Here is a 13,184-nt window from a genome sequence, read left to right as displayed (position 1 = left end):
TTTCGTATCCTGTAATAACTGTCAATTTTACAGGAAAAATTTGCCATGATGCCACAAGGAGAATGAAATGACTTCTAATGATGGGTAACCTTAGTAACCTGTTCCACGGCAAGATCCGTAGGACGCTGCTTTTCGTGCTGTTACTTTTAACGGGTAACGGCTTATCCCTTAGTGCCCAGACGGTAACTGACCAGTTGTCACGGAGTGTCACGCATTCCGGGACCAGTATAAAACATGTGGACAGTCTGTTAAAGCTTGCCGGCACAAAAAAAGACACTGCTACCAGCAATGCCGTTCGCCTGTATTATATGGGGATGGAAGATGCCCGCATGTTAAAGTATAATAATGGCGTCGCACATGCGCTGGCAGGTCTGGCACTTTGTTATAATAATAACAATGAGAAAGATAAGGCCCTGTCATGTGAGCGGCTGGCCCTGCATTACTGTGAAGATAACCAGGAAGGACTGGAGATGCGGGTGAACATTTACCTCTTTATGTCGCAGAGTTTTTATTATAAAGGCAAGTATGATTCTTCCGCCTACTACCGTTATGCAGCGCTGGACCTGCTGGAAGCGAATAAGGTAACCGACCGGCGGATGCAGACACGGGTATATTGTAGTCTGCTTGATTTCTGGTTGAATATTAATGAAAATATCCAGAACGACTCGCATATTCAACAGATCATGGGCCATATCGACAACCTGATTGACAGCGCCAATATTAAGAAGGATACCACCGCACTGATGATGCTTTACTATTATAAAGCAGGCTATTTTAATAACATCGTTCAGAACGACTCCGCCCGTTACTACTGTGCCTCTGCCATCCAGATGGGAAAGGCAACAAAGATCTCCGCCAGTATGGAAGCGGGTCTGCTGATCAATACCGCCCTTACCTACCTGGATGATAAGAATCCGGTACCTGCTATTGAATACCTGAAAAAGGCAAAAGCGCTCTTTCCGGCGAACAATCCTATTCCCAACAGGCACCAGATCTTCGCAGACATCTGTACCGGTCAGGCTTTCGTGATGCAACAACAGTATAACAAAGCCATCACCGTTACATTACCGGCACTGAATAATGCTGAGGAGCGACATATGGTCCACCTGTTGGTAGGACGGGGAAACCAGGTACTGGCAGATGCCTATGAAGCTGTCGGACAGTATAAGAGTGCGGCAGAATACAGAAAGGCTTACACCATTATCAGGGATAGTATGATGAAGGTGGAGAAACTGGAACTGGTATTCAACCTGGAAATGAAATATCGTATTGCGGATAAGAATAAGGAACTGGCAGAGAAGCAACTGGCGATTACCCGTAATGAAAGCAGGATCAAGACGAAAAACATGCTAATTATTGCAGTGTCTTCCGGTTTGCTGCTGATACTGCTGATCAGTGTGCTGATATACCGTAATAATCTGCATAAACAGAAATTACAGCTGGAGAAGATCCGGAACCTGCGGCAGGAATTACAGATCAGTAATTTGCAGGCGATGATAGCAGGAGAAGAGAAAGAGCGGAGCCGTATTGCCCGTGATCTGCATGATGGCATGGGTGGTACACTAGGTACGATCCGTACGCGCCTCAGCGCTATCTTCCGCAGATATACCACAACCGATGTGACAGAAGATTTTAAAGAAGTATTACACCTGCTGGAAGAAGCGTCAGTCGAACTCCGTAAGACGGCGCACAACCTGATGCCGGAAATATTGCTCCAGGAAGGACTGACAAAAGCCACGGCACTATTCTGCGAACGCGTCAGGAAAGGACATACGCTGGAGATCACTTTCCAGTCCATCGGCGCCCACACCGGACTATCATCCGCAGAAGAACTGACTGTTTACCGTATTATACAGGAACTTGTGCATAATATCCTCAAACATGCGAATGCAAAACATGCCATCGTTCAGATCGCCTGTCATGAATCACAACTTGCTGTAACTGTAGAAGATGACGGTAATGGTATGTTATCATCTGCACAATCTGACGGTATCGGATTGAAAACTATCCGGGAACGCGTAAATTCGTTAAACGGGGATTTACATATAGAGAGCGTACCTGGCGAGGGAACCAGCGTACATATAGAAATTTCGATTAAACATAATAATACTGCCAGACATGCCTATCAAACTAGCGATTGCTGACGATCACCCTATTGTAGCTAATGGCATCTGTAGCATATTACGTGATGCTGTCCATGTAGAAGTGACCGACATCTATACCAATGGAAACACCCTTTTAAAAGGTATCAAGGAAAGACAACCGGACGTCCTGCTGCTGGACATGCACCTGCCGGATATGAGCGGCCCAGAGCTGGCGGCGAGTATCCTGAAAAACTATCCGCAGGTACGTATTCTTGTACTCAGCAGTTCTGATGTACTATTCCTTGTCAAGAAAATGCTGAAGCTTGGTTGCATGGGATATCTGCTGAAAGAGTCAGACGATGTTACGATCCTGCAAGCCATCGAAACAGTACAGAAGGGGGGGCAGTACCTCTCTCCTGCCCTGAATCAGCAACTGATAGAGGATATGTTCCGGAACAAGAAATCGGAGAAGAAAAACACGGCCCTGACCCGCAGGGAGAAGGAAGTTCTGCAACTGATTATCGACGAACATACCAACCAGGAAATTGCCGACAAATTGTTTCTGAGTCTGCATACAGTTGAAAACCATCGTATAAGTCTCCTGCACAAACTGGAAGTTAAAAACACGGCAGGACTGGTAAAGGTAGCCCTACAGACGGGACTGGTTTAGAATGGGTTATATGCTCATTATTTCGTAGTATCGTATAATGAGTAAACGGACCATCTTTAACAGTCTGCTGTTATTATTGCTATCCATAGCCATATCAGCACCTGCACAGAAAAAGAAAAAGGAACATAAGAAGAAAGATAAACAGGAACAATCATCCTCCGGAAAAAAGAAAGTACAGCCAAACGCATCTGTCCAGCCGCAGGTACTGGGGATCGTACAAAGTTCGGCCATTCAGGAAGCTTCCGGTCTTGCTGCCAGCAGGGCGCTGCCGGGTTACTTCTGGACACACAACGATAGTGGTAATAAACCCGAGGTCTATCTCCTTGATAATAAAGGGCAACTGATCAGCACTATTCAGCTTGAAGGCATCAAAAACCGTGATTGGGAAGACATAGCGGAAGGCGCCGGCCCGATTCCACATAAGCAATATGTATATGTCGGCGATATTGGTAACAATATCCGTCTGGACCTGCATACCCGTATTTATCGTTTTCAGGCCCCTTCCCAGGCACCAGCGAGCAAAACAACAGTCAAGCCGGAGACACTGCAGATCAGCTATCCTGATGGCCCCAGAGACGCAGAAACGGTCATGGTAGACCCGATAAACAAGTTCCTGTATGTGGTAAGCAAAAGAGAGAAAGCGGTAGGCATTTATAAAACGCCGCTGCACTTCAGGGATGGTGAAAAGGTGGTTATGCAGAAAGTAGGTACTGTACCTTATACCTGGATCACTGCGGGTGATATTTCACAGGATGGTAGGCATATTGTGATCAAGGATAAAAGCCTGGTGTATTACTGGAGCCGGCAGGCAGGGGAAACGGTGGAAGCGGCAATGGCCAGACCGGCAGTTAGCTTGCCATATGTACCCGAGCAGCAGGGAGAAGGTATTGCCTTAATGCCGGATAATTCGGGCTATGTGACGATCAGTGAAGGAAAGAACCCGGCGCTGAATTTTTACCCCCATCGGTTCTAATCTGTTCAGTGACGATGATATATACTGGCCATCCTGCTATTAGGCAATTAAAGCAGGGTGGCCATTTTTTAAAACAGCACTATAAATATCGCTTCTATAAGTCCGCCTATCAGCTCCCCGAGGAGTTCGCTCCATAACCACTTCACAATATGTCCTGATCCCCGGAGTATTGTCCGGCCAAATTCCACTATGTTGTTATTGTTATTCACATTCCTGTTATTAAATCCTCAAGATAATAGTTTGTGCTATCTCTACTGCTGAGCAGGTAACAGTGACTTGTCTACTATTTCCAATGAGACACATTTTCAAGTTGTTACAATTTGTTAAAAAAAATTGTTTACTCCTGCGCAAATAGGTTGCACACATATAACCGTTATTTGTCCTTGAAAACTATAAGCATGAAAACTATAAAACATGAACAAATTCGAACGATTAAAAGCCGAGTTAGAACAAACCGGCAAAGGAAAGATGAAGGCATTTGGCAGCTCGATGTTACCCATTCTTAAAAGCGGCTCACAACTGACCTTCGAAAAAGCCAGCGAATACAAGATCGGAGACATTGTATTCTGCAAAGTAAAAGGGCATTATATCGATGCGCATAAGATCATCAAAATTGACGCACATAAAGGGTACCTGATCGCCAATAATCATGGATTTGAAAACGGCTGGACCAGGAATATTTATGGCAGAGTCATCATCGGAGAATATCAGCATCATGTTATCTATGAAGCATCGTCTAGAAACAGGTAGTATTTATTCTTAACGGCAAGGCCGTTCCCCTTCCCTCAAAATAATATACCATTCTCCTCTTCCATATCATTTATCCACATTAGCCCCCTGTACTTTCACTTAATCATTCCCCGCTTAAACAATAGTTATACTATACTCATCTTACGTTAATGCTACGTTCAGAAGGCAACATTAGCGGAAGATATGTATAGGATAAGTATGGTAATAAAAAGAAAAACGCCTGGTAATGTTACCAGACGTTTTCAACTATTTATACTATTTATCAACAGCTCATTTCAGGTTAAATGTGTACTTACCGGGTGTCAGTACAACCTGATCAAACTGCTGACCATTCAAGGTAATACGTGTTGCGTTTTTATCATCTGTCATACCGGCTGGTAATCTTACCGTTGCACGTGAAGGTATTTCAACAGATAGTTTTATACTGTTTCCTTTACGCTTCCATTCTACTTTAATCATACCTGCACTGCTGGCATAATCCGCCTTTACAAAATTCAGTGCTTTTACAAACGCGGGTTGTATGTAAAAATGCTGGAAACCAGGCGCTGCTTCATCTGGACGGATACCTGCAAGTGTTTTATAATACCATGCACAGTAATCGCCGAAGAAGATGTGGTTATGGGATAATTCTCCCGGCCAGTCTTCAAACAAAGTAGTTGCACCGTTGGCAATCCAATGTGCCCAACCGGCGTAACCGGTATCAGTCAGCATTCTGAATGCCACATCTGCATAACCGTAATCACTCAGGGTAGGTAAAACATATTTGGTACCCATCACTCCAAAATCCGCATGGTAGTTACTACGCTGTACTTTTGAAGATAACTGTGCAGCTGTCTTTGCTGCTGCTTCCGGAGAAGCCAGTCCGTGGAATACAGCAGCACTTAATGCGGTCATAGTACTGTCTTTGTACACACCGGTATTTGCATCAAAATAGGTGCGGTTAAAGGCAGCACGGATGCTGTCGGCTAATCTGCTGTACGTTTGTTCGTCAGCCTTATTACCTAAGACACGCGCCATCTTTGCGACAAGTTCTGCATCAGTATAAAAATAAGCAGTAGAAGTCAGCGGCATGGGTGTTTTCACTAAAGACATCCAGTCATCCAGTCCATGTTTGAACAGGTAACCTTCCGCTCCTTTTGCTACAGCATCCGTATACTTTTTAAAGGCATCGTAATGCTCTCTTACCAGTGCAGTGTCATTATGATAGAGATACATATACCAGGTAACAAAACCTAAGGCACTGCCCCAGGCAGGACCGAATGTAAACTCTTCATTACCGGGGCGGTCATATCCCCATCCGTTAGAAGGAGCAATACCGGGCATAGCGCCGCTTGGCAACTGGGCGTCGCGTACATCATGCAACCATTTGCGATAGCCTTCTGTCGTCTGATAATTCCAGAGACCGATCTCTGTAGAAATATGTGCATCGGCCGTCCAGCCATTCTTTTCACGCTGCGGACAATCCGTAGGGATACTGAGGAAGTTACTGCGATAAGACTGACGGGCTGCTTCGTACAGTTTATTGATCATGGGATCAGAGCTTGTAAAATGCCCTGCTTCTTCAAACGCAGTACTGTAGAAAAGTCCTTCCAGTGAATGTACATTCAGCTCAAGCGGCTGGTCTGTTTCTATCTGCACATACTGAAATCCGTGGTATACAAAACGTGGGGTAAACACTTCACGGGCACCGCCTTTCAGGAAATACACATCGGTCTGAAAACGCAGTTCACCGGGCATACTACGCATATGCTCTGTGTTATGCACCATATCCAGTTCACCGTTTTTCAACACCTCTCCATAGTACATTGTTACCTTCGTACCGGCCTGTCCTTTTACGTTCAAGGTAGCCACACCGGCGAAGTTCTGTCCCATGTCAAACAGGTATTTTCCATTACCCAGGTTCTTCATGGATACAGGCTTGATACGGCGTATCACTTTAATAGAAGGCATGATCTGCTCATGTAACGCACCACCGGGAGAAGATGTCAGCAATACCTGTTTCCAGCCGGCATCATTAAAGGCTGTCTGATTCCAGCCGGCTACTTCCTGACGGGCATCATAGATCTCACCGGAATATAAACAGTTAAACTGGCTGGGACCGGTTGCACATTTCCAGCTATTATCCGTAGCGATTGTTTCCGTCGTTCCATCATCATACCGGATCACGAGATCCAGTAAGAGGCGTGGCGTTTTCCTCCATGGTGCATTCTGGAATCCCCATACGGCGTGCGACTGGATATTATACCATCCATTACCTAATTCGGCCGCGATGCTCTGTGTACCTTTGCGGGATAATAAGGCTGTTACATCATACACCTTGTATAACAGGCGTTTATCATAGCGGGTATATGCCTGTTCCAATACAGCATCTGTAACAGGCTTACCATTTACAAATACAATATGATACCCCACGCCGGCTACGTAGGCAGTCGCGCTGACTACCTTCTTATCCAGTGTAAATGTCTTTCTTAAATAAGGCGCCTTTGTAGCGGTGGTATCTTCCGTATTGGTGATCCAGCTGCCTTTCCAGGCGTTATACTGTGCGCTTACAATACTGGTAATCAGCAAGAACGCTGCGGTCAGAATAATTCTCAATGTCAGTTATTTTAAATTATGGTACAACAGGGAATGCAACAACTCTCACTTTCGTAAAACCATAGGGCACTAATGTGATGTTGTGCATAACGGTATCTACCTTCCCTTTATAGAACCCTTCCCTGTCGGTTGGAGGCTGATAAGCTACTCCGTTCATTACCTGCCAGGATGGGATCTTTTTGGCCTTTGCGGTTATTTCCAGTGGCGCATGTTTAAGGTTCCATACGAAACTGGAATCCAGCGGACGCTGTTTTGTCACTTTCATGCTGTCAGCAGCATGGCGGATATCATTGCGGCGCAATGCAAAGTTCCAGTCGCCGGTAGGATATACACTATAGTAAGCCCCTTCTGTCGGATCGGCGTCTTTTACCCAGCGTTCTTCCAGTTTTAAGGCATATACCAGCGGACCTCTTTCCACTGCACTGGCGTTACGTCCCCAGGTACCGGTTGTAATGGTCATGGGCAATTGCAACGTCAGTTCGTCTTTATCCTGCCATTCACGTTCGATAGTGATGATCTGGCCTCCTTTGTCTTTTCGTAAAGGCTGGCCATTGAGTAAGATCACGGCTTCATTACACCAGGCAGGTATACGCAGCTGTAACGGGAACTCCGTTTCTTTCTTTATAGCGATCTGAAACCGGATTTCTTCATTAAAAGGATAATCGGTGACTTCTGTGATGGTTACATCTCTATGCTTCTTTCCTACTTCTGCTGTCATGACACAGGGACCATATTCCAGTGCTGCCACACCTTTACCGGAGGTCTGATACCAGAGGTGAGAAGTGTATTTGGTCCAGCCCTGGTGCATATTGGCCAGGCAACAGGTATAACCGCTGCGGGCGCCTAATACGTTGCACATTTCGCGATCGAAAGGCAATGAGAAGTTGAATACCCCTTTGCTGATCTGCAACTGATTAGCGACCTGGAAATACTGTTTCTCGTTGTAGTCGTCCGTCGTCTGGGTAGGCAAGGCATTAAAGGCCATCTTTTCAAGTGCATCCATATAGAACACATCTCCTGTGATTGCACTGATATTTTCCAGGGAATACATGGCTTCAACGATGGCGCATAGCTCTACTCCCTGAGTAGGATCATTTCCATTGAGATCTTCATCTCCGGAAAAGATACCCATGGGCAGACCGTGAATAGTCATCAGGTCCTGCCAGCCTGTACGGAGGTGCTGCAGGTATTCCTGTTTACCGGTGCGCTGGTAATTAACTGCGGGCGCTTTTAACCCCATGGCGACATTCACGGCGTGTCTGTTCATCCATTGGGTGTTGTTCCGATAGGTAGTGGTATTGATCACCCAATCCCTGTTACCAAACCAGGTTGTCCAGGGAAAGGACTGTTGTTCGATCGTCTCCGCCAGTTCCAGCAGGTAATCATCTTCAGTAATGCTATACAGCCATTGGGCCATCATCACATTTTCAGCTCCGCGGGATTGCGCCCATTCTGTCCATTTACCTACCGGGGCTACTTTCAGTGCTTCCAGCTGATAACGGAAATACCTGGACATGAATTTGATCACGCGTTTGTCTTCTGTAGCGGAGTAATACTGCTGTAATACTTTCAGCATGACCATTTTAGGCCACCAGTCCTCTCCTTCTGCGGCATGCGCCGCATCGATATCCACCTGTCGGGTAATTTCAGCATTGGTCAGCGGACCAAAATAACCGCTTTTACGCTGGTGGTCCATTGTCCAGTTAACATAACGGAGCACCTTATCTTTCAGTACGGCGTCATCCAGCAGATAAGCGAGTGGCAATGCGCCGTCCAGCCAGTAAGGAGTTTCCTCCCAGCCGTCGCCACGGCCACCGAGCCAGCCGTTATCGTTTTTAATCTTGCTGTAATATTCATCCAGATGACCGGATGATCCCTTACGCATAATCTGCAGCTGACGTTTGAGCCAGCCCGTGGGTTTAACATTACCCAGGCGTAACGCTTCGTACGCGGGAGGAGTGTAGGCGCCGGGTGAGACCTGTTTGATGCCGGCTTGTGCCACCAGTGGTAACATGAAAACCACTGGAAGTGCACAACACACCATCCATTTAATTTTCATTTGTTTGACTTGAGTAGTGAGTAATATGGAATTTTAACGTGGGCTACAAAATAGGAAATCCTGCTTAATAATACACATTAAAAAGCAACAGAAATGCCCGCTACTGTGGAGACAGTATAGGATGGTTACTCAGTAAAAATTACTGGTTATGGTTTACAGCGATGGCGCATACAACAATGGCAACACGTCGGCAATATTTCCGACCTGTCTGAAATTAGGGTTGTCGATATGTACGTCTACATGTTCATGTTCCCAGGTGATGTGATAGGGAATATGAATGGCGCTTCCACCGATACCCAGGACAGGCAATACGTCTGATTTCAGGGAATTGCCGATCATCAGGAACTGATCAGGCGTGATATCCAGGTGTTTTAACAGTTTGCGGTAATCGCCTTCCTGTTTATCGGACATTACTTCTACATGGTGGAAATAATGCAGGACGCCGGAGTTACGCAGTTTACGTTCCTGGTCCAGCAGATCTCCCTTGGTAGCGACCACCAGGCGATAATGATCTTTCAGTGCGGAAAGTACTTCAGGGACGCCCTCCAGAATTTCTACCGGCCTGGCCAGCAGTGCTTTGCCATATTCGATGATCTTTTCCACTGCACTGATATCAATGGTTTTATTGGAGACCGTCAGGGCTGTTTCTATCATTGACAGCATAAATCCTTTAATACCATACCCGTACAGGGACAGGTTTTTGATCTCTGTCTGCAATAGTTCACGTGCGACGGTGTGCTGTGGTAAATAGCTTTCCATCAGTTGGCAAAACTCAGCTTCTGTTTCGCGGAAATAGGGTTCATTGATCCATAATGTATCGTCCGCATCAAAGGCAATTACTTTTATACTCATATATCTTCAGACTAGGGTTAATGCAACAAAAGTATTTAATAAGTATGGGTTTTCCGTGTTTTTTAACCATAAAAGTTCACTGCTGTACTGGTGCAGATTTTGTAGTAAATAACCTGCATATCAATAACATTTATCGTGAATATACTGCTTACAGGCGCAAATGGCTACATAGGTCAACGATTAATTCCGGTATTACTGGAACAGGGTCATCACATTACCTGTTGTGTAAGAGATAAGGACAGGTTTAACCAGCAGCATAACTATCCGGTAGATGTTATTGAGATTGACTTTCTGCAACCACAGGCGGCCACCTTTCCCCGCGATATTGACGTAGCCTATTACCTGGTACACTCCATGAGCAGCGGTGGACAATTTGAGGAAAAAGAAGCGGATTCTGCAAGAACATTTGTGCGGCTGATCAGTGCTACAAATTGCCAGCAGGTGATCTATCTGACCGGAATAGTCAATCAACAGGAGCTTTCCAGGCATCTTAGCTCCCGGTTAATGGTGGAGAATATCCTGAAAGAAGGGCCTGTTCCGCTGACAGCATTAAGGGCAGGTATTATTGTTGGCTCGGGAAGCGCCTCTTTTGAGATCATCCGGGACCTGGTAGAGAAATTGCCCGTCATGGTCACACCGCGATGGCTGAACACCCGTTGTCAGCCTATCGGTATCAGAGACGTCATTTTCTTTTTATGTGGTGTATTGGGGAAAAAGGACACCTATCACGCTAATTATGACATAGCGGGTCCGGAAGTACTTACTTATAAACAGCTATTACTGCAATATGCAGCGGTCAGGAAGCTGAAAAGATATATTCTTACCCTACCTGTTATGACGCCCCGGCTCTCTTCTTACTGGCTTTATTTCATTACATCTACCTCTTACAAACTTGCAGTCAATCTTGTTGACAGCATGAAAGTGGATGTAACAGCGAGGCCGAACCAACTTGCTGCAGATCTGGGCATACATTTACTCACTTACGAACAGGCTGTTGAGCTGGCATTTGGCAAAATAGAGCAGAATCTTGTGACAAGCAGCTGGAAAGATTCTTTTTCATCAGCTAACACACCTCAGACGTGGATGGATAACATTGAAGTGCCCAGTTTTGGTTGCCTGAAAGATGAGCAGCAGATTACCATTGAACAGGATGACACACTTGTCCTTAATAATATCTGGAGGATAGGAGGCAATAACGGCTGGTACTATGCAAACACGCTGTGGCGGATACGTGGTTTTCTCGATAAACTTGCAGGAGGTGTAGGGCTGCGCAGAGGCAGACGGGATCCCATAGATATACATGCGGGCGACGCCCTTGATTTCTGGCGGGTGCTGGTTGCAGATAAGAAACAACGAAGACTTTTATTATTTGCGGAAATGAAGCTTCCTGGAGAGGCCTGGCTGGAATTTCAGATAACGGAAAAAGACAATCAGTCTATACTAAGACAAACTGCTACATTTCGCCCCCGAGGCTTATGGGGCAGACTCTACTGGTTTACAATGCTTCCTTTCCATTACTTTATTTTCGGAGGAATGATCCGCCGGCTATCAAATGGAATTTTGGGTAAGACAAAAAAAATGTAAGATTGCCGTATCAACTTAATGCGAACTAAACATGGAAAATATTTTTTCCGCTGAGGGCCTGTTTACTATAGACTCGCTGATCAGCCTTTTGACTTTAAGCGTACTTGAAATTGTACTGGGCATTGACAACATTGTTTTCATTTCTATCCTGGCAGGCAAACTTCCTGCAGAAAAACAGAAAAAAGCACGTCGTCTTGGTCTGACACTGGCGATGTTTGTGCGCATCCTGCTGTTATTGTCTATCAGCTGGATCATGTCTCTCACCACCCCTCTTTTTAATGCCGGCGAATGGATAGGTATTCATTCCGAAAAATGGCTGGAAGCAACGGCTATTTCCGGCAGGGATCTTATCCTGTTGATAGGCGGCCTGTTCCTGATCTATAAAAGCACTGCGGAGATCCATGAAAAGCTGGAGGGAGGAGAACACAGCTCCGGACCAGTTAAACCTGCGAGTTTTACCCGTACGATCATCCAGATCCTGCTGCTGGATATTGTATTTTCCCTTGATTCTGTGATCACGGCGGTGGGTATGGCCGATCATATCCAGATCATGATCGTTGCGGTTATTATTGCTGTAGGCGTCATGGTGGTAGCGGCGGAAGGCATCAGTAATTTTGTGAATAAACACCCTACGGTGAAAATGCTGGCGCTTTCGTTCCTCTTACTGATCGGTGTTTCACTGATCGCAGAAAGCTTTGAGCAGCATATCCCTAAAGGGTATATCTATTTTGCCATGGCATTCTCTGTATTTATTGAGATGCTGAATCTGAAGATGAAATCAAAAAGTACAAAACCTGTACAGTTGCATCAGCCAAGGCTGAAAGACAGCGATCAGTAGCACTGGCCTCCGGTCTCATCTCCCGGAATTTGCTTACATTTAGCGCGTTATTCTTATACCCTACAACCTGAGAATAGTCCTGCTGTAAGCGGATTGGAGTGCAACGAACATTATGAGGTACCTGTTATATTTTATTTACGTCGGATGGCATTGGGGCATTGACCTGGCTATTTTCATTATCAGGCATGAAATCCGTGGAGAGAAGAAATATGGCATCCGTACGATTGGCACAGAAAGTCTGGCGACAGAAGTATCAGCAGAAGACAGGAAACATGTAGCCATGTATGAACCTGTGAATTATTATACTGCCACCTGGCTGCTTGATCATGTACAGGCGACAGACCTGTCCACCACACTGCTCGATGTAGGTTGTGGCAGAGGAAGGGTGCTCGCGATGGGTGCTGCATATGGCTTCCGGGCGCTGGCGGGCATTGACTTCTCTCCCCGCCTCTATCAGGCATCTATCCGGATGCGTGACACCTTGTATGACCGATATAAAAACATCCAGATCAATATAGCCTGTGAAGATGCCCGGGAGTACACCATTCCTGAGCATGTAGGCGTTATTTTTATGTTTAACCCCTTCGATGAAACCATCATGGAGGCATTCATAGGTAAGGTGAAAGAAAGTCTTCAGCGGCGGCAGCGCCCCCTGAAAATACTCTATGCCAATCCCCAGTGTAAGCAGCTATGGTTGGATGCCGGTTTCCAGGAAACCGACTCCTTTGTCAAGATGGAGATTCTTAAAGGTTGTATATTGGTAAATACACTTTCCTAAC

At 45.8% G+C, this 13,184-nt stretch carries 10 protein-coding genes; 7 read left to right on the top strand and 3 right to left on the bottom strand.

What is annotated here, in order from left to right; all coding sequences use genetic code 11:
- The first annotated feature begins 77 nt into the window (after positions 1–77).
- The 4 genes from CPIN_RS08730 (at position 78) to CPIN_RS08715 (ending at position 4,477) form a co-directional block, all read left to right on the top strand.
- Complete coding sequence (locus CPIN_RS08730) at positions 78–2,144, top strand: ATP-binding protein (RefSeq protein WP_245552095.1); 2,067 nt, start codon at positions 78–80, stop codon at positions 2,142–2,144.
- Positions 2,119–2,754 (top strand): response regulator, encoded by a 636-nt coding sequence (locus CPIN_RS08725; RefSeq protein WP_012789404.1) that lies wholly within the window; start codon positions 2,119–2,121, stop codon positions 2,752–2,754. The genes CPIN_RS08730 and CPIN_RS08725 overlap by 26 nt, the downstream gene beginning before the upstream one ends.
- Before the next feature lie 37 nt (positions 2,755–2,791).
- On the top strand, positions 2,792–3,727 hold the full coding sequence (locus tag CPIN_RS08720; RefSeq protein WP_012789403.1) for a YjiK family protein: 936 nt from the start codon (positions 2,792–2,794) through the stop codon (positions 3,725–3,727).
- Positions 3,728–4,141: 414 nt separating this feature from the next.
- Positions 4,142–4,477 (top strand): S24 family peptidase, encoded by a 336-nt coding sequence (locus tag CPIN_RS08715; RefSeq protein WP_012789402.1) that lies wholly within the window; start codon positions 4,142–4,144, stop codon positions 4,475–4,477.
- A gap of 270 nt (positions 4,478–4,747) precedes the next feature.
- Here the strand turns inward: CPIN_RS08715 and CPIN_RS08710 are convergent, their stop codons facing one another.
- From CPIN_RS08710 to CPIN_RS08700, 3 genes are all read right to left on the bottom strand, one after another.
- Positions 4,748–7,072 carry a family 78 glycoside hydrolase catalytic domain gene (locus tag CPIN_RS08710; protein WP_012789401.1) on the bottom strand — a complete coding sequence of 775 codons (2,325 nt, stop codon included), beginning with the start codon at positions 7,070–7,072 and terminating at the stop codon, positions 4,748–4,750.
- A gap of 16 nt (positions 7,073–7,088) precedes the next feature.
- Positions 7,089–9,131: a beta-L-arabinofuranosidase domain-containing protein gene (locus tag CPIN_RS08705; RefSeq protein WP_148230527.1), complete on the bottom strand. Its 2,043-nt coding sequence runs from the start codon at positions 9,129–9,131 to the stop codon at positions 7,089–7,091.
- A gap of 153 nt (positions 9,132–9,284) precedes the next feature.
- Complete coding sequence (locus CPIN_RS08700) at positions 9,285–9,983, bottom strand: HAD family hydrolase (RefSeq protein WP_012789399.1); 699 nt, start codon at positions 9,981–9,983, stop codon at positions 9,285–9,287.
- Between the two features lie 135 nt (positions 9,984–10,118).
- On the opposite strand from CPIN_RS08700, the gene CPIN_RS08695 reads away from it, so the two are divergent.
- The 3 genes from CPIN_RS08695 (at position 10,119) to CPIN_RS08685 (ending at position 13,183) form a co-directional block, all read left to right on the top strand.
- Positions 10,119–11,567 (top strand): SDR family oxidoreductase, encoded by a 1,449-nt coding sequence (locus CPIN_RS08695; protein ID WP_012789398.1) that lies wholly within the window; start codon positions 10,119–10,121, stop codon positions 11,565–11,567.
- Positions 11,568–11,598: 31 nt separating this feature from the next.
- Positions 11,599–12,405: a TerC family protein gene (locus CPIN_RS08690; RefSeq protein WP_012789397.1), complete on the top strand. Its 807-nt coding sequence runs from the start codon at positions 11,599–11,601 to the stop codon at positions 12,403–12,405.
- 112 nt (positions 12,406–12,517) lie between these two features.
- A complete protein-coding gene (locus CPIN_RS08685) occupies positions 12,518–13,183 on the top strand; it encodes a class I SAM-dependent methyltransferase (RefSeq protein WP_012789396.1) in 666 nt (221 codons plus the stop codon).
- Position 13,184: the final 1 nt, after the last annotated feature.

It is taken from the genome of Chitinophaga pinensis DSM 2588, assembly GCF_000024005.1.
Taxonomy (GTDB): Bacteria; Bacteroidota; Bacteroidia; order Chitinophagales; family Chitinophagaceae; genus Chitinophaga; species Chitinophaga pinensis.
The sequence above is the reverse complement of the archived record's forward strand: the minus strand, read 5'-3'. Positions and strand labels throughout refer to the sequence as shown.